Here is a 24,298-nt window from a genome sequence, read left to right on the forward strand (position 1 = left end):
CTAAATTACCAATACCACAACAAATAAAATAATAAGCAACAAAAAGATAATTGTGAACGATAAAAAGAATTTTGTTTTTACTATAATAGGTAACTTATCATATATAGTTCCTACTTTGATTGTTTTTTTACCTTCGTTTAAAATAAGAGTTTCTTTTTTATGATAAATATATGGTTTTGAATTATCTGTATATTTTATTTTTAATAATTCTTTTTTAACCTCATTAATAGATTCAAATCTATTTTGTGGTTCTTTTTCAATCATTTTTAAAATTAGATTTTCAAGACTTTGAGGAATAGATGGATTTATTAATTTAGGATTTGTTGGAGCTTCTTTCAAATGCTTAACTGCAATTTTTGGAGCTTCTTTTGCAATAAATGGAGCAGTTCCTGTTGCAAATTCATATAGCATAATACCTAAAGAATAAATATCACTTTGAGGAGATGGAGCTTGTGCTGCAATTATTTCAGGAGGCATGTATTTTGGAGTACCAATAGCTTTATTATTTTCTGTTGAAATACCTTCCATAACAGAAATACCAAAATCTCCTAATTTGATTTCTCCTGATTGAGTAAGCAAAACATTATCTGGTTTAATATCTCTGTGAATTATTTTTAATTTGTGAGCTTCTGAAAGAGCATCACAAATTCTTGAAAAATAATACTTAATTTCTTTTAAAGTCATTGAACCAAATTCTTGAAATTTATCCTTTAAAGTTCCACCTTCAACAAACTCCAAAATGATAAATCATTCATCTCCATTTTGAATGATATCAAAAAGTTTTACAACATAAGGATTTGATCCCAATTTTGCAAAAGCTTCTTTTTCAATTTCAAATCTTTCTTGTCCAATAGGTTTAATAACTATTTCTGGAGCAACAACTTTTACAGCAACAATTGTTTTTGTAAAAATATCATATGCTTTAAAAACAGATGCCATTCCACCTTTACCAAGCTGACTAATTACTTCATAACGGTCATTTATCATAGATCCTGGATTATATTTATTCATAATTTTGCTCCTTTAACAATAATATAATAACAAAAAAAGCAGATTTAAATTACTCTGCTTTTACTATAATTTTTAATTTAACAAACTTTTTAGTTAATAAAATATTACAAATTTTTAAAAATAAATAATATTTTAAAGTAAAGAAACTTTTTTAAAAGCATACTCTTATATTAAAATTATTATTCAACTTCAATAATTAAAATTGATAAATTATCAGTTGATGCATTATCTTTTGCATCTTCAATAATTAAATCAACTTTATCTTTAAGTTTAACTTTTCTATTGCTTAAAGTTGATGCAGTAATCTCTTCATCAATATAATCATGAACACCATCTGTTGTAAGTATATAGGTACCTTCTTGATTTTCAATATAATATGTGTCAATTCTTAAAGTTTTTTGTGGTCCTAAAGCACTTGTAAGAACTTTTCAAAATGTAAAATCATTTGCTTTTTCATAAACTCCTGACATTTGAATATCTTTTCTTTCAGCTTCTGGAGTTGAATTTCATAAATTCTGATCTTGAGTTATTTGAAATAACTCATTATTTACTAATTTATAGGTTCTTGAATCTCCAACATTTATTACAAAAGCTCCTACATTTGTAAATAAAATGGCTGTTAATGTAGTTCCCATATCTTTTGTTTCAAAATTATCATTAGAGTATTCAATCATTTCAGTTAAAATATTACTTACTGAATTTCTTAATCATCTATTAACCTCTTTTTGAGTTAAGTTTGAAAAATCCTGTTCTTGAAAATACTCAATAAACTTTTTAACAGCCATTTCAGATGCAATTTCGCCATAAGCATGTCCACCCATACCATCACAAACTATACCAAATGCTTCTCCTGATTTCTTTATTGAAAAATCAAGATAATCTTGATTTGATTTTCTATAATTTCCTACATCAGTAATCTTTACATTTTTAAATTTCATTTTTTATGACACCTTCCCTTTTTGCTCTTAATTGACCGCAAGCAGCATCAATATATGCTCCAAATTCTTTTATAACTATTGCATTAATTCCTTGCTTTTTCAAAATTTTAAAAAATTTATCTATTCTATTTGATTTTCTATAAGGATTTTCTTCAACTTCATTGTATGGTATTAGATTTACATATCCATTAATTCCTATAATTAATTTTGCTAATTCATTTGCATGTTCTGGTTTATCGTTAATTCCATCAATTAAAATGTACTCAAATGTTACTCTTCTATTTGTTTGATCTACATAATATCTAACAGAGTCTAATAATTTTTCTATTGGATATGCTTTATTAATTGGCATTATTTGATTTCTTACATCATTATTTGAAGCATGCAAAGATATAGCTAAATTTATTTGAGTTTTTAAATCTGCAAACTCTTTAATTTTTGGAACAATACCACAAGTTGAAATTGTAATATTTCTTGCTCCAATTTCAAAACCATTTTTATCATTAATTATTTTAACAAATTTAAGAACATTATCATAATTATCAAATGGTTCACCAATACCCATAACAACAATATGACTTACTCTAGCTCTTTTATTATCTAGATCATTTTTGTATTTTTCTTTTAAATATAAATTCATTGTTTATATTTGCTTAACTATTTCATCAACAGAAAGATTTCTTTCTGTTTTTATTAGACCTGATGCACAAAATTTACATGACATTTTACAACCAACTTCAGTTGTAACACAAACTGATTGACCATATTTTTGTGGCATTAGAACTGTTTCAATAGTTTTTTTATCATCAAGCATAAATAGAATTTTAATTGTTCCATCTTTTGACTCTTCTGTGACTAAATCTTTAAGTAAATTTGATGTGAATCTTTTTTTAATAAATTCTCTTAATTCCTTACTTAAATTAGTCATATTATCAAAATTTGTTTCCATTTTAATATAAATTCAATCATATATTTGCTTTGCAGAAAATTTCTTGAAACCATTTTCTAAAAGAATATTTTCTAATTCTTCAATTGTATATATAAATATGCTTGTTTGTTCCATAAATTATTACTCCAAGATATATTTTATCATACTAATATTTTTTAATTTAAAGACTTATTTTTTATTTTGTTCTTTTTTATAAATTTTTTTTAAAGAAAAGAACAATAAAATAGATATTCCAAAACTTAAAGGAATTAAGGATAAAGCCAAAATTTTTACTAGCTTAGATCTATTATTTTTAGATTGATATTCTTGATTTTTATTATTATTTTCATTTTTTTCATTATTTAAAAGAGTTATTTTTAATTTTTCTCCTTCTTCATTAAATAATTCTAAATATCCTATTTTAGAGTTATCAATTAAAGAAAAGCTAAAATCTATATCTGATTAACTAATTTTAATATTTTTGCTATATTTTTTTAGTTCATGATTATTTTTACTAAAAGTAATCATTTTATCACTTGACTTTATTTCTTTTTCAACTAATTTTGTAAAACTTTTAACTTTTATAATAGTTTTTTGTGCTTTATAAGTAATTTTTAAGTTAAAATCTCCTTTATCTTTTGAAAATAAAATAATTTTAGATTTATTTTTTATAAATAAAAGATTAATTGAATTTGACTCAATTTTAATTTGTTCTGGTTCTAACTCTTCATAATTTAAAATTTTAATAAAACTTGATGTATTAATTTAATTAATAACTATTTTTTTATCAAATAAAATAGAACTATTAGTATTAGTTATCTCTATTTTTACTTTTTTAGTTATTTTTGTTATATTAGAAATTACTTCAATTTCAAAAATACCAATTATTACTGATTTAATTGAAAGTTTATTTTTTTCAAATTTTGCACTAATATTTTTATTTCTATTTATAATAACAAGATTTTCTATTGAGTTAGTATATACATTTATAAAACCTATTTTACCTTTTTCAATTGTAATAAAATCTTTATCTAAAGAAAAATAGTCTTTTATTTCATAAACTTCTACTTCTATTATTTTTTTATTTATAGCATCTATTGAATCAACTTCAATAAAACCATTTCCTTTTTTTAAAGCTTTTATCTCTAAAAAATTACTTCCTTGTTTTTTGACTTCTATATTAGCACTATTTTTGACTTTTATATTTTTAAAACTTTCACCATTTATAATAAAAATTTTTCTAGTTTCATTTTTATTAATTTTTATTTTTTCTTCTGTTAATTTAATATCTTTAAATTTTATATATTCACCAGTAATAGGACTTTCATATATAATTTTAAATTCATTAACTTCATAGTTTTTATTTGTAGTTTCAAATTTTATATCTTTTCAATTTGACATAAAAATATCTTCATCAAATTTTTCATCTATATGATAAATTTTTATATAAAAAGTTAAAATTACTCCATTAACTTTTTTATATGTATATTTAAAAATTGCAGTTTCTTCTGAATTAAATTTTTTTATAGATACTGAGTTTTTTAAATCATTATTATCAAAGTCTATATCTTGATAGTTAATTTTATATTTATTAGATAAAAAATACTTTATTTTTTTATGATTTTCATAAATATTTTTAAGTTTACTTTTATATTTTAAACCTACAGAATAATTTTTTTTATTAATTTCCTTTGCTTCAAAAAATACTTTTATATTCTTTATAATCATTTTATTATTATCATAAATACTGACTACTCCAATAAATTTATTTTTTGTAAATAAATCTTGATTTAATAGAATTTTTAACTTTAAAATATAATTTGCTTGATTATTTAAGCTTAAAAATTTATAGAAATTAGCATCATAAAATAAAAAACTCTCTAAATTTTCCCTACTAAGAGAATAAATATTATCAGAATTTATATAATGACTATAATAATTTTCTTTTTTATCTTGAAAAAAATCTTTTCTAGAAATAAAATTGCTTTTAAATGAAGTTAAAAGTAAACCTCCTCTAACAGATGCACCTAAAAATGATTCAAGTGCACTTATATCAATTATTTTTGGGTCTGCTAAAATTTCCTCATTTATTGTTCCTGAAATTTTTACACCTTCATTATTATCCTTATAAATTTTTTTAAATTCTAAATTTAATTTAGTAAAAATAAAAGTATCAGTTCATTGATCATGATAACTATATTCCTTTTCAATTATTTTTATTTGTTGTCTTTTTTCAAGTTTTACTTGAAAATCAAAATTATCTCTTGTCAAATTTTGATCCAAAGAACTCATTTCCTGATTTATAATTCTGGCATTTCTTTCTGAAATACTTTTAATATTTAATTCTAAACTAGAGTCAAATCAATAATCTCTTATAGTTTCTAACCTGAGTTCATTTAAAGAAATAAACTCTTCAATAGTTGATTTATAAATACTACTATTCTCTTTCTGTTTTATTTCAACATTTTTATCAGAAAATTTTGGCATTTCTAATAAATAATATGGTGATTTAGTTACTAAATTATTTTTTATATCTACAACCTTTTCTATTAAATTAATAACTTCAGGATTTAATAAATCAGATAAGAAAAAACTGAAATTAAGAAATAAAAAAATAATTTTAAAAATTTTTATCATTTTTAATCCTCCCAATAAATTTATCGATAAAAAAAATGAAAAAACTAATTTTTTTTCATTTTACATATATAAAAACCATCATTATCATATTCACTTCCAAAAAAGACTTTCTCATAACTTTTTTTCATATCATTGTGTTTTTTTAAAAAAGTCTCTATTTGACTTTAATTTTCATTTTTATTTATTGTACAAGTAGAATAAACTAATTCAGAATTTTTGTCTAAACATTTATAAGCTTTTTCTAAAAGATTTGATTGTAATTTAATTAAATTCTCTTCATTTGAGTATTTTTTTAATTTTATTTCTGGTTTTTGTCTTATAACACCATATCCAGAACATGGAGCATCTAATAAAATATAATCATATTTTTGTTCTTCTATATCAAGTGCATTTTTACAATTTAAATTTACATTTTTAACTCCAAGTCTAAAAATATTTTCTTCAACTAATCTTATTTTATTTTTTTGAAGTTCATAAGCATCTATATTTCCTGTATTATTCATAATTTGTGCTAAATGAGTTAACTTACCTCCAGGAGCTGAACACATATCTAAAACCTTTGAATTCTCTTTTGGATTTAAAATGAAAGATGCAAATCCACTTACTTGATCTTGAACAGTTACATATCCTTTTTTAAAAATATCTTCATTTATAATATTTAAATCTGATAAATAGAAATAATTAATTAATTCTGATTTTTTAAAATTGTACTTATCTAAGTATTTTTCTTCAAATTCTTTAACAGAAATCTTTAAAGTATTTAATCTTAAACTAATCTTGCTTTCCTTATTTGAATGTAAAATAAATTTTTTTGCTTCTTCATTTGAATAATCTTTTTCAATTTTTTTAAATAATCAAAAAGGAAAACCGTTTTCCAAAGGAAAAACATTTTGCTTATTTTTTATATTAACTTCTCATAATTTTTTATCAAGTAATTTTTTTGATACCTTATTAACTAAACCAGAAGAGTTTTCTTTAATTTTTTTTGCAATTTCCACAGCTTCATTTATTACATAATAAGATTTTGATTTTAGAAACTTTAATTGATACAAATTCATTCATAAAAGAATTTGTATTTTATAGTCCGTTTTTTTAGAATCAATAACTTTATTAACAACATATTCTAAATAAATTTTGTATTGAATAGTTCCATAAATTAATTTAAAAATAAAGGCTATGTCTTTTTTTGACATAGCTTCTTTTTTTATAAGATTATTAAGTAATTTATTTGAAAATTTATTATTTTTAAATACCTCAAATAAAATATTTAATGCTTCTTTTCTTGCATTCATTATTTTTTGAATTGTTCTTGTTCAATACTAAAGAAGTTAACATCAATCATAAAGTGCTCAACAATTGTATTAATAAAATCTGAACTATTAAGAATATCTAAATCTTCATTTGCTAAAACATGTGCATAAGTTTTATTGGTCAATAATTCAATTAGATAATTTTTAAAATCAAAGTTTTCTTCAATTTTTTGACCACCTACTTTTTGAACATTTTCCTTTCAATTATTAACAAAATATTCATATTGTTCAGTTACAATTTTAAAAACCTCTAATTTTAATTTAAAATAAATACTTTCTGAAGAATTTACACTTAAACAATTTTCTTTTGTTAATACTTCTTTAACTTTTGCAACTGCATTTTCTACACTATCAATTTCAATTACATATTGATATTTATGTTTTAATGGAATTTCTAAAAGTGCTTTATCTAATCTCTGTTTAATAATTTCTTCTGATTCTGTTCCACGTTTTCTTAGTCTTTGCTCTAAAGATTTTAAACTTGGAGGCATTAAGAATATTGATACTAAATTTTCAGGTTTTTCTTTTTTAAGAACCTGAGTTGCACCTATTACTTCAATTTCTAAGATAACATTTTCACCTTTAGCTATTTTTTCATATACTGTTTTTCTTGGAGTACCATAATAATTATTTATAAATTCTGCATATTCAATTAATTCATCATGTTGAATAGCATCTTTAAAAGTATCTCTATCCACGAAAAAATAGTTAACTCCATCAATTTCTCCTGGCCTTGGAGAACGAGTTGTCATTGAAATTGATTGTACTAAATTTAGTGATTTATCTTGTGCTAATTCCTTATTAATTGTTCCTTTTCCAACACCTGAAGGTCCAGATAAAATAATTATTTTTCCTTGTTTATTCATCGCTTTACTCCTCTTTTTCAAGTCTTAAAATATATAAATGCTTATTTTTAAAGTCTTTATATTTTAAAATATTAAGCATTGAGATTTTTGAAACATCTAATTGCAATTCAGATTCTATTATTAATATACCATAATTACTTAGTATTTCCTTATCATATATATATTTGAAAAACTCATAATAATATTGTACTTTAGCAAATGGTGGATCAAGAAAAATAAGATCTATTTTTTTATTTAAATTAATTAAGTAATCAAGCATTTTTTTATAATCTAAATTAAATATTTGATATTCACTATTTTCTAATCCTCTAAAATTTTGCTTAATAATTTCTAATGCTGGCTTATGATGATCATTTACATAAGCAAAAGAAATACCTCTTGATAAAGCTTCTAATGATAAAGCTCCACTACCTGCAAAAAGATCTAAACATACTTTATTTTCAAAAATAAAGTAATTGTTCAAAACATTAAACATATCTTCTTTAATTCTTGTAATTGTAGGTCTTGTATTCATTCCTTCTAATGTAGCTAACTTTCTTCCTCTAAAAAGACCACTTATAACTTTCATTTTTAATATTTCCTTTGCTTTTATATTATACAAAAAATAATTAATATATAATCAATATTGAGGTAATGATTTTATGAAATTAGACTTAAAAAAAGATTTATTACAAAAAGAAATTCCAACAAACAAATGACTTTGAAAAGATACTCAACCTGAAGTTATTAGAAATCTTTCTGTAGATGTTGAAATTCCTTTAAATAAAGAAAATGAATTGATAATGAAAAAATTAATTGACTTTGTAAGATACAGTCAAGATTTAGAATTGAACAAAAAAGAAAATGAAGATTATTTAAGACCAGCTGTAGGATTAGCTGCTCCTCAAATAGGAAACAATGTAAATATGTTTTTTGCTCGATTTGAATGAGATGTTGAAGAATTTGCATTAGTAAATGCTAAAATAACTGCAAAAAGTGATCAAATTTGTTGTTTGAGTGATGGAGAAGGATGTTTAAGTGTTGATAAAAATCATAAAGGCTTAGTTCCAAGAAATTATAAAATTCAAGTACAAGGTTATGATTGATTAAAAAAAGAAGAAGTTGATTTAACTTTAAGAGGATATCATGCAATTGTTTTTCAGCATGAATTAGAACATAATAAAGGGCAACTTTATTACGATAGAATTAATAAAGAAGATCCAAACTTTCAAGATGAAAATTGAATAATTATTTAAAAAATACTTATTTGTGATTTTTTAAATATTTTTTTATTTTTTATTTATCTTTTAAGTTAGAATATATTTAAATATGATTTTTTAAAATTATTTGGAAATGATAATACAATTTAATGCTTTTGAAATATCTTTTTACAAATTTTTACAAAATTGAATATAAGGAGTTGATAAAATGGAAGACAAAAAACAACAGTCTCTAGAACAGATAAAAAGCGTAGTTGCAGATTTAGAGAAAAAAATAGAAATAAAAAAATTAAAAGATAATATAAATCCACCAAAGAAAAAATTACCACAAGCACCCTTTCCTACTAAAGTTTATGCTCTAGGTGGATTAGAAGAAGTTGGTAAAAATACTTATTGTATAGAATATAATGATGAAATTATAATGATAGATGCTGGAGTTAAATTTCCAGATGCTACACAATTAGGTGTAAGTGCTGTAATACCTGATTTCAGTTATTTAGTAGAAAATAATAAAAAATTAAAGGGTTTATTCATTACACATGGTCATGAAGATCATATTGGTGGAATTCCTTATCTACTTCAACAAGTAGAAGTACCAGTAATTTATGCACCAGCTTTAGCTGCAGCTTTAATTAGAGATAGACTAAAAGAATATAAATTACAAAATAAAACAGTTGTTAAAGAATACATAGAAAATGACGTATATGCAACAAAAAATTTTACAATTCAATTTGCTGCAGTTAATCATTCAATACCCGATGCATTTGGAATCCATATTCAAACACCTAATGGTGCAATTTTTTCAACAGGAGATTACAAATTTGACTGAACACCATTAGGTCATGATGCAAACGTTCAAAGATTAGCTTCATGAGGAAATGATGGAATTGAATTATTAATGGCTGATTCAACAAATGCTGAAGTTGAAGGTTATACAATTGGTGAAAGAAAAGTTATTCAAAATATTGATACACATTTTCTAAAATCAAAAGGAAGAATTATTATTGCTTCTTTTGCATCAAATGTACATAGACTTCAACATATAATTGAATTGGCAAATAAATATGGAAGAAGAATTATTGTTATTGGTAGAAGTATTGAAAGAATTATAAAAATAATTAGACAAATGGGTCACTTAAATATCAATGATAAAATGTTTATTAAATCAAATGAAATTGATAATTTTCCAAAAAATCAAATAATGATTTTATGTACTGGAAGTCAAGGAGAACCTATGGCAGCTCTTTCTAGAATATCTAGAATGGAACATCAAACAATTAAAATAATTCCAGGAGATACTGTAATTATGTCTTCATCACCTATTCCAGGTAATAGATCTGATGTTGAAAATGTAATTAACAAATTAACAAAAATTGGTGCTAATGTAATTGAAAATAGCACTGAAAATAAAATTCACACTTCTGGTCATGCGAGTCAAGAAGAACAAAAATTATTATTTACTTTATTAAAACCAAGATGTTTTATGCCAATGCATGGTGAATATAGAATGTTAAAAATTCACGGTGAAACTGCAACAAAAGTTAATGTTAAACCTCATAATGTATTTGTAGTTGCAAATGGAGATCAAATTGAATTACACAATGGAGTTAGTCAAATCGGAAAAAGAATTCCAGCAGAAGCTGTCTTTATTGATGGAAAAGATATGACAGGAAAAGCAAGTAATGTTATTAGAGAAAGAAACATATTAAGTAAAGATGGTTTAATGGCTGTAATTATCTCAATAGATTCTCAAGCAAATAAACTATCTGCTCCACCTAGAATTGTTTCTAGAGGAAGTTTTTATGTAAGAGATAGTGGAAATGTAATTGCAGAATCAATTAATATTGTTACAAATGCAGTACAAGAAGTTCTTAAGTCACAAAAACCAACTTTTGGAGCTATAAAAAATTCAATTAAGGAATCATTATCGCCTTTCATTTTTAGATATAAAAGAAGAAATCCGTTAATTATTCCAGTTATATTAAATAAAAAAGTAGAGGTAAAATAATGAAAACAAAAAAAGAACAATTAGGTCCATTTTCAATTATATGAATTGGATTTACTTTTATTGCTGGAATTACATTTACAGCAAGTTTTGGAGAAATAGTTCTTGCAGAAGATGGGTCAGGTATAGGACTTCATATTGTATGATTATTCGTTTTAGAAGGATTCATAGCATTTATGTGTGCTTGAGCTTTTGCTAAATTAGTAAGATACCATCCACAAGCAAACGGTGGAGGAAGTCAATATGTTAGAACTGCATTTAATAAGTTCTGAGGACTATTAATGGGATTTTTTAACTATTCAGTTATTCCAGTTATTGGAATGGCTTTAATAGTTACAATGGTTAGAGCAAATTTTGGACCACAAGAAGATGCAAGATTCTGATTGGTAGGACAAAATAATACCGGAAAATATGGTAAGTTTGGTCCATGAGGTAATTTATATTTAGATTTAATAGCATTTGCTCTATACATGTTTGCAGCAACAATTATATTTTTTGGTATTAAAAAATATAAATATGTTGGATTAATTATAGGTTATATGACATGAGGAATTACAGTTTTATTAATGGTATTTGGTTTAGTTGCTGGATTTACTAATTTACAAGCAAATCCATTTCAAAAATATACAGAAACAGATTTAAAACTTGGAGAGTTTACAAAAGCATTTACAACTTGTTTCTTTGCTTTTGGAGGAATTGAAACTTTTATAACAACAGGTAAAAATATAAAAAATAGAGGCAAAAATATGCCTATTGCAATTGTAATTATTATGATTTTAACAACAAGCTTTTACATTATATTTTCAGTAATAACAATGTTTGCTGTTGGAGGAAAAAAATTTAGTTCAAATCCAAATACACAATTCTTTGGAGAAAATAACTTCTTAAAAGTATTTGGACCAACTTTAATTATTATTTGTACAATGCTAATAAGATTTAACTCTTCATTACAAGTTACAATGTTTGGTGGATCTACTTTAGAACCTTTATCAAGTCAAGGATATATTTCACCAATATTTAAAAAAGAAAATAAAGAAAACATTCCAGTAGCTGGAGTTTTTTCAACAATTATATTATTTGCCATATGTGCAGCAATGTTCTTATTTATTCCAGATATTATTGAAGGACTTACAAAGTCTCCTTCACCATTAAATTATTCAACAATTGCTAGTTGTGCATCAATATTATTATTTGCAATTTATGGAACAATTATTCCAACTGTTATTGTTCAAGGCATAAGAAAAAATGTTAAAGTACAAATTTGAGAATATATTGCTTGAAGTATAACTGTCATATTCTTATTGTTTATATTAGGAAGTTACTTATGAACTTCATTATTAAAACCATTTGCTAATCCAAATGGTGGCAAAATTAACTATTCACAAAATATACAAGCTCTTGTAAGTAGTATATTCCAATTAATATACGTTTCAGGTGTAATTGTATGAGCAGTATTACAATACTTCTTATATTACAAACCTAAAATGGCTAAAATGGATTCAAATTCTGAAAGAGCAAAAGAAATTGCTGAATATGAAAAATTATTTAGAATTTTAACTGTAGAAGAAATGCAAGCAATTGCTTTAGAAGATTCTAAAGAAAATGAAGAATATAGAAATTATAAAGATCAATTAAAAGAAGAAAAACTAAAAAATAAAGCAATTTTAAAATAGTCAATATATGATTATTTTTTTATATTATAATAAAACTAATTGAGGAGGATTTAAATGAAAAAAATACTTAATGTTTTAGGAGGTACATTTTTATCTGTTGGGACAATAATACCAGTAATTAATTATAATTTTTATATTAATACTAAAATTGAAATTGTAACAAAAAGTTATTCTTATAATTTTTCAAGTTTAGATATAAAAAATATTAAATTTACAAATATAAATGGAATTGAAAAAGCTATTATAAATCCTCCAGATTTAACAAATGCACTTAAATCTTGTGTTACAGAATTGTTTAACTCAATTGATATAGAAAAATCAAATAAATATTCAATAGGAAATATAAGTACAAATTTTGTTGAAGCATATTCACAAAATAATGATATAAAGTTATTTAGTAAAAAATTTATTAATGCTCAAAAAAATATAGATAATATGAATATTCAAAATCATAGACTAGAAATAGAAAGATACAATGATCAAAATTCAGGAGTTTCTTATTTTATAAATGCTCTAGCAACAATAGGAAATGAAAATGTTAGACTTTATGGTCCAAGCTCTTATAAACCATTAAAAAATTTAAAAGATATCCAAAGAGAATTTAAAAATACTTTTAATTTAGAAATAACAATGGAAGTTTGAATTAATGGAGAAGATAAAGAAAATTGAGGATTTGAATTATCACAAAATATGGCTTTTCAAAATAAAGAACAAATAATAGATTGACTTATGATTAATAAAGATAAAATAAAAGAAATAGTTGATCATATCAATAAAGTTAAAAATACAAAAATAACAAAAATGGAAAAACCAAAAAAACTATATAAAGCTGAATCTACTGATGGTAAAATTTTTAAACTTGGAGATGAATATGAGAATAATAATGATCCTATAAAAGATGAATACTTTTATATTGATATAACAAGTAAAAGTGAATCACAAGGAGAATTTAAAATACTTGTTAAAAATACTCAAGGTTTAAAAATTGAAACAATTTAATAAAAAAAGATTAGTAAAAAAACTAATTTTTTTTACTAATTATTAATGGTACAATTCTTTTAAGGAGGTGAGAAAATGAAAGGAAATAGACAAACTTCTTCTATAAGAAAAATGCTTTTTTTAGCTAATATTTTTGGATTAATTATAGGAATAATAGGATTCGTTGCATTTATATATTCAATGATTAAAATTGGATTAATGGATCCAAATGCAACTGGAGACATGAAATCAATTACTCCTTATGTTACATTAATATTCTCAATATCAACATTTTTCTTTATAACTAATACATTCTTTTGTTGTTATATAATAAATTTCTTAAGAAAAGCTGACGATATAACTTTATTGAATAATAGATACATAATTGCTTTATTCTCAATATCAGTTGGAGGATTATTCACACCATTTGTTTTAGCACAAATGCAAAATATTCCAGTAGAATCAACAATTAGTCCTAAATTTACAATTTCTAAAGGTTATGGAGGTAACTCATTAGTATCAGGTTTTAGTGCCTTAGTGGTATATTTTGGATTTTCACTATTATGATATAAAGGACAAAGTATATTTGCTAGTGGACTTGTAGATATAATTTTAGTTGCTGTGTTAGGTGTTATATTATTTTGAGGAGTTTTAAATTGTTTAATTTTTGCAACACCAGGAGCACTTGGTACTTGAAATAAAAAAGAAAGTGCATATAAATTTATGAATTTTATTGCAGTAATTAATCTTATTATTGCAACAATAACTCTAATATTGCAATTAATTCAAAGTATTATTTCAATTATCTCAATTTTTGCAGATATGTTTGACAGAAAAAGAGGTTTTTTGGGAACAATATTTAACTCAATTTATGCTGCATATAGAATATCAGTTCAATTATTTATTATTTATACAATAAATAAAATAATAAAAGGAATTTGATCAAAAGGTGATGAAATTCATTACAATGATTACTCAAAACTTGCAGAAAAACAAAAAGAATATGACATGGCAACTTAAAAAGCTATATTAAAAAAAATAACTCATATGAGTTATTTTTTTTAATATTTAATAGAAAATATGTAAAAGATCTTTTATACTATTTTTATCATTTTTTTTAGTTAAAAGAAAATTACTATATAATAAAACTGCTCTATTTATAAATGACTTGTCAAAAATCTTCTTTTTATTATTTAAAAGATTTATTAATATACTCTCTTCTCTTTTTTTAAAACTTATTAATACATTATTTTTATTTAAATAAAATATTTTTTTAAAATCTTGTTCCGTATCTAAAACTCTAATTAAATTAAAGTTAAAATCAGTTAAAATAATTTCCTTATCAGATTTTTGAATAACAAAGTTATTTTGAAATTGAATAATATCTACTAAATTTATAGTTATTTCTTTTATAATTTTAATATTTTTATCTGTTAATTTTTTTTTTTTTTTTATAATTAGTCCCTCATTTATTTTTTTTATTATTTGAAATTCTTCTAGTTTTTCGATATTACTTAAACTTGCTGTAAAAACCTTTTCATTAATAATAAAACTAATATATTTAATATTATTAATAACTACAAAATTTTGAATATAATGTTCATATAATTGAAGAACTTTTATATCTGTATTAGAAATCATATTTATAGATGAAAAAAATGGATTTGGATGGGCTAGAAATGTTCTTTCTAAATCTTGTTTAATTTTAATATTATCTAAAAATATTTTTTTAGAGATTCAACATAATGTATTTATATTTCCATTTGGAATACTATCTGTAAAATAAATATTTTCATCATCTAAAAAAATATTTTTTATTCATTCACTATTTTCTATTTTTCTTACTTTTATTTTCAAGTAAATCACCTTTATAATTATAAATTAAAACACAATATTAATTGTGTTTCGATTAATTATTTATTTTGAATTGCTTCAACACCTGGTAGTTTTTTACCTTCCATATATTCTAATGAAGCTCCCCCACCTGTTGAAATATGAGTAAATTTATCTTTAAATCCTAATTGAATTGCAGCTGCAGCTGAATCTCCCCCACCAATTAAAGTAAATGAATTTTTTAAGTTTGCAATAGCTTCACAAACAGCTAATGTACCTTTATTATAATGTTCAAATTCAAATACTCCCATTGGTCCATTTCAAGCTACTGTTTTTGCATCTTTTAAAATTGATTTAAATAATTCAATTGATTTAGGACCGATATCTAATCCCATTAAGTCATCTGGTAAATCAATTCCTGTAATTGTTGGATTACTATCTTTAAAATCTGTATTACATGCTGAATCAATTGGTAAAATAATTTTTCCATTAGCTTTATCTAAATATTCTTTAGCTAAAGAAACTTTATCTTCTTCACATAATGATTTACCAATACTATGATTTTGTGCCTTAAAGAAAGTATATGCCATTCCCCCACCAATTATAATTTTGTCAGCTTTTTCTAATAAATTATCAATAACTCCAATTTTATCAGAAACTTTTGCTCCACCAATAATTGCCACAAATGGATGTTCTGGTTTATCTATTCCTTTTGATAACATTTCTAATTCTTTTTCAACTAAAAATCCTAAACAACTTTCTGCTATATTTGAAGCAATTCCCACATTTGAAGCATGAGCTCTATGAGCAGTTCCAAATGCATCATTTACAAATATATTACCTAAACTAGCTCAATATTTTCCTAATTGTGAATCATTTTTTGATTCATATTTAACAACTTCTCCATTTTGAATATCTTCAAAACGAGTATTTTCAATTAAAAGAATTTCTCCAGCATTTAAACTTTTAATTGCTGATTCTAGTTCTACTCCTCTAGTTTGAGGAACAAATTTAATTGTTTTTCCTAACAACTCTTCTAATTTTTTAGCAACTGGTGCTAAACTTTTTTTAGCTTTATCAGCTTCTTCTTTAATTCTACTTAAATGTGAAAGTAAAACAACTTTTGCTCCCTTTTCTGTTAAGTAATTAATAGTTGGAAGTGCTGCTCTAACACGATTATCATCAGTAATAACTCCATCTTTTAAAGGTACGTTAAAATCAACTCTAACAAGAACAGTCTTTCCAGATACTTGAATATTATTGAATGTTTTTTTCATTTTTTTGCTCTCCTATACTTATTTATTTTAAAACATTTTTTACTATAAAATCTATATAATGAAAAAAATTATTATTATTTTCATTATGAAAACGAATAATATCTTGATCTTTTATTAAATTATTTTTACTATGTTTATATAATTTTTTTCATGGAGTTTGTTCATGACAAATTATTACAATATCTCAGGATTTTAAATCTAATAAAAATTTAACTATCTCATAAATTATTTTATTTTCGTGATGAAAATCTTTATCTATTTTTAAATCAATTTTTTCTAAATAAATTATAGTTATATCTGATTTTGAATAGCATGTGTGTTTTTTTCAAAGCTCATAAATAACAGGACCTCATCTTCAAGTTTCAAAATCTATATTAGCTATCTTTTCTTTAAATAATAAAAAATAAGAATAAACAATATAAATTATTTTTTGAATTTGAATCTGAGTTACTTTTTTAATACAATTTTCTTTTTTAACTTTAGCTATAACATTTACCACATAATTAATAAAATCCTCTTTAAAATAAAAAAACATATTTTCACCTCAATATTACTATCGTTGTAAAAATATGTTAAATATTTTATTTAGAAAATTATAAACTTAACATGTATTTAATTGTACGGATAAATTGTGAAGTAAATGAATTTTCATTATCATATCAAGCAAATACTTTAACTAATTGTTTCCCATCAACTTCCATAACTCTTGTTAATGTTGCATCAAAGATTGAACCATATGTTGAACCAATTACATCTTGTGAAACGATTTCTTTTGTACAATATTCTAATGCTGCATTTAACTCAGCATCACTTGAGATTGCTGTTTTAACTGCATTGTTAATTTCTTCAACTGATGTTTTTTTTGATAATTCAACTGTTAAATCAACTATTGATCCTGTAATTGTTGGAACACGTAAAGCTAATCCATCTAATTTTCCATTTAATTTTGGTAATACTTTACCAACTGCTGCTGCTGCTCCAGTTTTTGATGGAACTATATTTCATGCAGCTGCACGACCACGACGTAAGTCTGAGTGTGGTAAGTCTAATAAGTTTTGATCATTTGTAACTGCGTGAATTGTATTCATTAATCCTTTAACAATTCCAAAATTTTCATCTAAAATTTTTGCTACTGGTGCTAAACAATTTGTTGTACATGAAGCTGCAGAAACAATTTGATCATCATTTGTTAATATTTTATGGTTTACACCATAAACTACTACTTTTAAGTCTCCTGTTGCTGGTGCTGAAATAATTACTTTTTTAGCTCCTGCATCTATATGAGCTTGAGATTTTTCTTTAGAAACATAGAATCCTGTACATTCTACTACTAAGTCAATCCCCATTTCTTTTCATGGTAAATTTTTAGCATCTCTTTCTGCTAAAATTTTAATTTCTTTACCATCAACTATAATAGCTCCTTCTTTTGCTTCGATTTTCCCACTCATAAATCTTCCATGAGCTGAGTCAAACTCCAATAAGTATGCTAATGTTTTTGAATTTGTTAAATCATTGATTGCTACAATTTCAAAATCTTTTGATAAGAATAATTGTCTAAAAGCTAGACGTCCAATTCTTCCAAAACCGTTAATTGCTATTTTTTTCATATTTAGTCGTTCCTTCCACGTTTTTATTTTATACCTTATTGCTTTATTCAGTAAATAAAACACTAATATTTTATTTCTATTTTTTCCATATAATTTTTTTAATATTGGAAATAATTCCACTAATATCGTTTATTTTCCCCTGTTATTTCAAACTCATTAGCCAATCCTTTAATTCTTTCTGTAAATCTAAGAGTTTTTTGTAACTCAAATTTTTTTTGTTCAACATTAGTTACCTTTTTATTTAAATAATATTTTTGAAGATCTGCTATAGAGAAATTTGAAGTAAAATAAGTAATACTTTTATTTTCTAACCTATGATTTAAAATACCAAATAATAATTCATCTCTACTTCAATCACTTACAATTTCTGCGCCTATATCATCAAGTATTAAAATATCAACTTTTAAACAATCATCATAAAATTTTGACAATTCTGTTTTTTCTAATTGATTAAAAGTATCTTTAACTATTTTTATAAGTTTATTTACAGTTACAAAAATAACTTTTCTATCTTTTCTTGCATAAGTATTAGCTAATCTTTTCATTAAAAAAGTTTTGCCAATACCTGGAGCACCATATAAATAAAGACCCTTAGATGAACTATTTACAATATTTTCTCTTATCTTTGTAAAAAGAGTCTTAGATTCATTATTTAATTTATTTAAATCTAAAGATTCTATATATTCGCCCATTGTTTGAGTATTTTCTTTTAAATTGTAATCTGCATATATTATATTTTTTAATATTTTATAATCTTTATTTTGAAAAATTCAATGCTTACAGTTTTTACTTGATATATAAAATAAGTTATTTTTATATACCAATTTTTGTTGAACACCAGGAATTGATTGTTTGCAGTATTTTATTTCCTCTTCTTTTTCACAATATACATAATCATTTAAAAATCTATTTATTAATAAAATATTATTTTGCAGAATTTGATCACTTATATTATATTTGTTAATAAGATCTTTTAAATCCTTGTGTTTTTTTATATCATCTAAAGTAAATTTTAACATCTAATATTCTCCTCATTCTAATTTATCAAATGTCAAATCTTCTTTAACTTCAATTTTATAAGTTTTTTTATTTAAAGCCTCATCTCACTTTGAGTTCAAATCTGTTTTTAAATCAATATTTGATTTAATATTGACTTTTGATTTCTTATGAGCTATTTTTAAATATTCAAATGCCTCAGGAGCTGTTTTAAAGCCATTTTCAGACATTGTAGAAGCAATTTTATAAATATAGTTTGTAACTATCTGACCTTTATTTTTTAAGAAAACAAAATCAAATAAACAATTTATAACTCCATTTCTTAATTTATATTTATTTTGCAAAAATTCAATTATTTCTTCGAATTTTTTATCTAATTGTTTTATTTTTTTATCCTTAGAAATTAATAAAGCTAATAAGTATTCTTCTGGTTCAATTGTTTCCATTTCACTTAATTTTTGATTTTTTTGATTTTGAATATTTAACTCAACATTAAATTCTGGAATTGTTTCAGAAAACTCATCTTTTTTAAAGATAAGTTTTGCAACTTCTTTATAAAATTTTGAATTATTAAAAGAGCAAGAATCTTTTTCATAAATTTTTTTAATAATTTCTTTAATTTCAAATTGACTAATATTGTAAGATCCAAAAACATCTTCAATTGCTTTTTTAACCATTACATTATTGGCACTAATAATAATATCTTCTTTTTCTAAAGCATTAAGTAAACTAGCATAATCTAAACCTTTTAATAAAGCATTTGTTCTTTTTGGTTTAGCTTTAATCATTACAGTTTCATTTGTTTTTAATTCTTCAATTTCTCCAAAAACTTCAATAAATTTAGATGAAGTATCTTTATAACCACTTTCCAAAGTTAATTCTCCTTCATCTCTAAAAGTAAATCTAATTAATTCATAATCTTCTTTTTTAACTTTGCTTAATAGAGCACTATTAAATACTTTATTATTAAAAAATTCTACTGGTTCTAATGGTGAATAAATATTAAATATTATTGTATTTTTACTTTTATTTTCTAAAGTTCTTAATAAACCCAAAGCTTCTAATTTCTTCAAATATTTAGATAATATATTTTTAGAGATTCCTGTAATTTTAGATAATCTAGTATTAGATAAAGTTATTGTTTTAAATTCACTTATAATATAAGATTCATTTATTAATGTAAAATACAAAGAAACAGCTTTTGACCCTATTATTGGTTGATACAAATAAGTTATTATTTTATTATTTGAACTATCTATTATATTTTTAAGAATAACTCTATAACTAAATTCATCCATAAATTACCTCCAAATGCTATGCCTATTAATAATAAGAAAAATGAAAAAAATTGAAACAGATTTAATAATTTTTATGAAATTGACTATGATTTGTTAATAAAGATTACTAAAAAAACCCTATTTTAAAGGGTTTTTTTGAGTTATCCACATCTTAATATAAATTTTGACATTCTGGACAAAAATATGTTCCTCTACCATTAACTTTTATTTTTTTTATAATTCTTCCACAATCAAAACAAGGATTTGATTTTCTTAAATGAACTTTTAATTCCCTTTGAAACTTTCCATCAATACCTTGTTCAGGATGATAAGTATCAATTGTAGAACCTCCAAGTTCAATTGATCTGTTAAGTATTTTTATTAAAGATTTTAAAATATCATCATAATTTTTTAAATTTAAAGAGCTTGCTCTTTTTTCTGGGTGAATTTTTGAATCAAACAAAATCTCATCTGCATAAATATTGCCAATTCCTGATATTTTTGTTTGATCAAGAAGAACAGTTTTTATATACTTATTTGATTTAGACATTATATCCATTAAATATTGACCGTTTAAAGTGCTATCAAAGGGTTCAGGACCTATTTTATTAATGGGTTTTTCATTTTTAAAAGTTAATTTATCTTGTAAATGAAAAGTACCAAATTTTCTTGTATCACTGTATATCATAAGTTTATTGTCACTTAATTCAAATATTGCTTCTACATGTTTTGTATCATATATTTTTCCTTTATCATATACAATTCATTTTCCTTCCATTCTTAAATGACTAATCAAAACCAAATCTTGTAGTTCAAAAATAATATGTTTTGCTATCCTTGAGATATTATCTATTTTTCGACCCTTTAATTTTTCTTCAAATTCAGAAATACTAATATCTGTTTTAATTAAATTTGGATAAGTTATTTTTACATTTTCAATAGTAAGTCCTGTAACTTTTGAATTAAGAACTCTAACAACAGTTTCTACTTCTGGTAATTCAGGCATTATTTAAACCTCCTTTTTATTTTAAATTAAATCAATCTCTTGCTTGTGAATAATTAATTTCTAATTTTACAAGTGCTACTCTATTTTTATTTGATATTTTTAATAAATAATTATATGCTTCTTTCATTATACTAAGAACCATATTTTTAACTACTTCTAACTCTGATTTTTTAACTAGTAAAATAATTTCATCATGTATTTGAGCAATCATTTTTGACTTTAATTTATTTTTATTTAAATTTTCAAAAACGTTTACCATAGCAACTTTTAATATATCTGCTGCTGTTCCTTGTATTGGAGCATTGACAGCTGCTCTTTCACCAAATTGTTTAATCATATAATTTGAATTATTTAACTCATAAATATATCTTCTTCTATTTGCTTGAGTTTCAACATAACCATTTTCATAACCAAACTTAATAACTTCTTCTTTAAATTTTAAAATTTGAGGAAAAGCTTTATAATATGCTTTTATATATTCTTTTGCTTGTGGTATTGATATTTTTAAGTCTTTTGCCAAACCAAAATCACTTAATCCATAAAGAATCCCAAAATTAAAAACCTTAGCTACTCTTCTTTGTTCTGAACTAACTTGCTCATCTTCTTTTAAATTAAAAATACTTCTTGCAGCTTCTGAATGAATATCTCTATTCATTGAAAAAATTTCAATTAATTTTTCTTCTTTAACAATATCTGCAAGTACTCTTAATTCAATTTGAGAATAATCAAAACTTAAATAAATATTATCTTCATTTGTAACAAATATTTTTCTTACATTTTTTTGTTCTTCATCTCTTATAGAAATATTTTGCATATTTGGATAAGTAGAGCTTAATCTTCCTGTATTTGTAAGTGTTTGATTAAATACTGTATGAACCTTATTATCTGGATGAACAAACTTTTCAAAACCTTTTAAATAAGTTGAATATAATTTACTATATTTCCTAAAAGCTATAATTTTTGAGATTATTGGATGTTTATTTTCTAGTAAATTTAATGTTTCTCTATCAGTACTTCCCTTTTTGTAATCATGCAATTTTAATTTATCAAATAAAAGTTCTTTTAATTGCTTTGGAGATCCTATATTAAAATTCTCATCAACAAAATCTTTTAAATCTGTTTTAATTTCAACTTCTAAGTTGTTTAATAACTCCAATATTTCTTGTTCTTGCTTAGCCAATTCTTGTTTATCTACTTGAATACCTTCAACTTCCATATCAATTAAAACTTTTGCAAAAGGAAGTTCAATTTTTTCATATAAATTGGTTTGATTATTTTTTTGCAGCTGCTCTATAATTTCTTTTTCATATTTTTTTATAAATAAAGATTTACTAACTAAATAATCCATTTTAATTTTTTCATCAATTAAATGAGTTTTTTTAACACCTTTACCAAAAATTTCTTCAAATGTCTTTATCTCATTTGAAGGATCAATCATAATTACATGTTGTTCAAAAGAAGATTTTATATTTGAATTAAGTACATAACAAGCTATCATCATATCATAAATAAAAAGTTCAGGTTTTATTTTATAACCCATTTTTTTTAAAGCAATAACTGTTTTTTTAATATCATAAGTTTTAAACTTTGAATTAATTAGAAAAACTTGAAATTGTTCATCTGTTACAGAATCAGTTCAATTAAAAATATTTATTTCTTTGCTAGTATTAAATGAATAATAGAAATTACCTTTGGAATTAACAATTGACATTCCTATAACATCACTTGTATGATAATTATGATTTAAAGTTTCTAAATAAATATAATTTTCATCATCATCAAATTTGTTATTTCACTTATCAAGTACTTTGTATTCTAATTTTACTTCATTTGTACTTTCTTCATTTTTAGAACTATATTTTTTAAGAAGAGAGTTCATTTCATATCTAATAAAAAAGTCTCTAAGATTTGCAAAATTAATTTCTGTTTTATTAAAATTAATTTTTTCTAAATTCATATCTTTATGAATTGTTGCAATCTCTTTTGAAAGAAATGCATCTTCTTTTCCAAGTATTAATTTAAGTTGTTTTGTACCTTTAATTTGGTCAATATTATCATAAATATTTTCTAAAGTTTTAAACTCTTGTAATAACTCTTTTGCAGTTTTTTCTCCAATACCTAAAACACCTTTTATATTATCTGATGAGTCACCTCTCAAACCTTTATAATCAATAACTTGTTCTGGAGTAATTCCTCATTTTTCAAATAATTTTTCTTTATTATAAACAATTAAATTACTTGTTCCAATTTGTGGAGATAAAACATAAGTTTTCTCTGATATTAACTGATACATATCTTGGTCACTTGTTAATATATGAGTTTCAGCTTCTTCATTTGATTCAAGAATTTTTGAAATAGTTCCTATAATATCATCTGCTTCATAATTGTCTGCTTCAAATCAATCAATATTTGCATTTGTTAAAAATTCTCTAACAATTGGAAATTGCATAATAAGTTCTGATGGAGTTTTTGCTCGTCCAACTTTATAATCTTTTAATTTATCATGTCTAAAAGTTTTTTTACCTTTATCAAAAGCAACTTTTACACAGTAATAATCATTTTTTTCAATAATATTCATAAGCATATTAATAAACGAATATACAGCATTTGTTGGTATACCACTTTTTGTAGTTAAAGTTGCTCTACCATAAGAACTATAAAATGCTCTAAAAATTAAAGCATTACCATCAACAAGTAAAAATTTATTTTTCATATTTTTCTCCATTAATTCTATAATAACAAAAAAAGTACTTGTAG

At 23.2% G+C, this 24,298-nt stretch carries 19 protein-coding genes and 1 pseudogene; 5 read left to right on the forward strand and 15 right to left on the reverse strand.

Annotated elements, in window-relative coordinates:
• The 7 genes and pseudogenes from AACK92_RS04730 to rsmD all read right to left on the reverse strand — a co-directional run bounded on the left by AACK92_RS04730 (window position 1) and on the right by rsmD (window position 8,384).
• A complete protein-coding gene (locus tag AACK92_RS04730; RefSeq protein ID WP_339020580.1) occupies window positions 1-1,011 on the reverse strand; it encodes a serine/threonine-protein kinase in 1,011 nt (336 codons plus the stop codon).
• A 179-nt stretch (window positions 1,012-1,190) separates the two neighbouring features.
• Window positions 1,191-1,949 carry a PP2C family protein-serine/threonine phosphatase gene (locus AACK92_RS04735; protein WP_339020582.1) on the reverse strand — a complete coding sequence of 253 codons (759 nt, stop codon included), beginning with the start codon at window positions 1,947-1,949 and terminating at the stop codon, window positions 1,191-1,193.
• A pseudogene (rlmN, locus tag AACK92_RS05835) lies at window positions 1,939-3,012 on the reverse strand (23S rRNA (adenine(2503)-C(2))-methyltransferase RlmN). Before rlmN ends, AACK92_RS04735 begins: the two are co-directional and overlap by 11 nt.
• A gap of 630 nt (window positions 3,013-3,642) precedes the next feature.
• On the reverse strand, window positions 3,643-5,514 hold the full coding sequence (locus AACK92_RS04750; protein ID WP_339020587.1) for a hypothetical protein: 1,872 nt from the start codon (window positions 5,512-5,514) through the stop codon (window positions 3,643-3,645).
• Window positions 5,515-5,678: 164 nt separating this feature from the next.
• Window positions 5,679-6,806 carry a 16S rRNA (cytosine(967)-C(5))-methyltransferase RsmB gene (rsmB, locus tag AACK92_RS04755; protein ID WP_339020589.1) on the reverse strand — a complete coding sequence of 376 codons (1,128 nt, stop codon included), beginning with the start codon at window positions 6,804-6,806 and terminating at the stop codon, window positions 5,679-5,681.
• Entirely contained in the window at window positions 6,806-7,690 is an 885-nt protein-coding gene (gmk, locus tag AACK92_RS04760; protein WP_339020591.1) for a guanylate kinase, read from the reverse strand. Before gmk ends, rsmB begins: the two co-directional genes overlap by 1 nt.
• Window positions 7,691-7,694: 4 nt before the next feature.
• Window positions 7,695-8,384 carry a 16S rRNA (guanine(966)-N(2))-methyltransferase RsmD gene (gene rsmD, locus AACK92_RS04765; RefSeq protein WP_339020592.1) on the reverse strand — a complete coding sequence of 230 codons (690 nt, stop codon included), beginning with the start codon at window positions 8,382-8,384 and terminating at the stop codon, window positions 7,695-7,697.
• Here rsmD and def point away from each other — a divergent pair.
• From def to AACK92_RS04790, 5 genes are all read left to right on the forward strand, one after another.
• A complete protein-coding gene (gene def, locus AACK92_RS04770) occupies window positions 8,332-8,925 on the forward strand; it encodes a peptide deformylase (protein WP_339020594.1) in 594 nt (197 codons plus the stop codon). The genes rsmD and def overlap by 53 nt on opposite strands.
• A 172-nt stretch (window positions 8,926-9,097) precedes the next feature.
• Window positions 9,098-10,897, forward strand: a complete 1,800-nt coding sequence (locus tag AACK92_RS04775; protein ID WP_339020596.1) for a ribonuclease J — start codon at window positions 9,098-9,100, stop codon at window positions 10,895-10,897.
• A complete protein-coding gene (locus tag AACK92_RS04780) occupies window positions 10,897-12,567 on the forward strand; it encodes an APC family permease (protein WP_339020598.1) in 1,671 nt (556 codons plus the stop codon). Before AACK92_RS04775 ends, AACK92_RS04780 begins: the two co-directional genes overlap by 1 nt.
• Before the next feature lie 54 nt (window positions 12,568-12,621).
• Window positions 12,622-13,566, forward strand: a complete 945-nt coding sequence (locus AACK92_RS04785; RefSeq protein ID WP_339020599.1) for a hypothetical protein — start codon at window positions 12,622-12,624, stop codon at window positions 13,564-13,566.
• Window positions 13,567-13,641: 75 nt separating this feature from the next.
• On the forward strand, window positions 13,642-14,565 hold the full coding sequence (locus AACK92_RS04790) for a hypothetical protein (protein WP_339020600.1): 924 nt from the start codon (window positions 13,642-13,644) through the stop codon (window positions 14,563-14,565).
• Window positions 14,566-14,613: 48 nt separating this feature from the next.
• On the opposite strand, the gene AACK92_RS04795 is transcribed toward AACK92_RS04790, so the two are convergent.
• The 8 genes from AACK92_RS04795 to polA form a co-directional block, all read right to left on the reverse strand.
• Window positions 14,614-15,402 (reverse strand): hypothetical protein, encoded by a 789-nt coding sequence (locus tag AACK92_RS04795; protein ID WP_339020602.1) that lies wholly within the window; start codon window positions 15,400-15,402, stop codon window positions 14,614-14,616.
• 56 nt (window positions 15,403-15,458) lie between these two features.
• Complete coding sequence (locus AACK92_RS04800) at window positions 15,459-16,655, reverse strand: phosphoglycerate kinase (protein WP_339020604.1); 1,197 nt, start codon at window positions 16,653-16,655, stop codon at window positions 15,459-15,461.
• A gap of 22 nt (window positions 16,656-16,677) precedes the next feature.
• Window positions 16,678-17,190, reverse strand: a complete 513-nt coding sequence (locus tag AACK92_RS04805) for a type II toxin-antitoxin system antitoxin SocA domain-containing protein (RefSeq protein WP_339020606.1) — start codon at window positions 17,188-17,190, stop codon at window positions 16,678-16,680.
• Window positions 17,191-17,248: 58 nt separating this feature from the next.
• Entirely contained in the window at window positions 17,249-18,262 is a 1,014-nt protein-coding gene (gene gap / locus AACK92_RS04810) for a type I glyceraldehyde-3-phosphate dehydrogenase (RefSeq protein WP_339020608.1), read from the reverse strand.
• A gap of 119 nt (window positions 18,263-18,381) precedes the next feature.
• Window positions 18,382-19,281, reverse strand: a complete 900-nt coding sequence (locus AACK92_RS04815) for an ATP-binding protein (protein WP_339020610.1) — start codon at window positions 19,279-19,281, stop codon at window positions 18,382-18,384.
• Window positions 19,282-20,556 carry a DnaD domain protein gene (locus AACK92_RS04820; RefSeq protein WP_339020612.1) on the reverse strand — a complete coding sequence of 425 codons (1,275 nt, stop codon included), beginning with the start codon at window positions 20,554-20,556 and terminating at the stop codon, window positions 19,282-19,284.
• A gap of 151 nt (window positions 20,557-20,707) precedes the next feature.
• Window positions 20,708-21,541, reverse strand: coding sequence for a DNA-formamidopyrimidine glycosylase (gene mutM, locus AACK92_RS04825; protein ID WP_339020614.1), 834 nt, complete (start codon window positions 21,539-21,541; stop codon window positions 20,708-20,710).
• Window positions 21,542-21,557: 16 nt separating this feature from the next.
• The gene (gene polA / locus AACK92_RS04830; protein WP_339020616.1) at window positions 21,558-24,254 is read right to left on the reverse strand and encodes a DNA polymerase I; all 2,697 of its coding nucleotides are present in this window, start codon (window positions 24,252-24,254) and stop codon (window positions 21,558-21,560) included.
• Window positions 24,255-24,298: the final 44 nt, after the last annotated feature.

The sequence above is a fragment of the Spiroplasma endosymbiont of Atherix ibis genome (genome assembly GCF_964020005.1).
Lineage (GTDB): Bacteria > Bacillota_I > Bacilli_A > Mycoplasmatales > Mycoplasmataceae > Spiroplasma_A.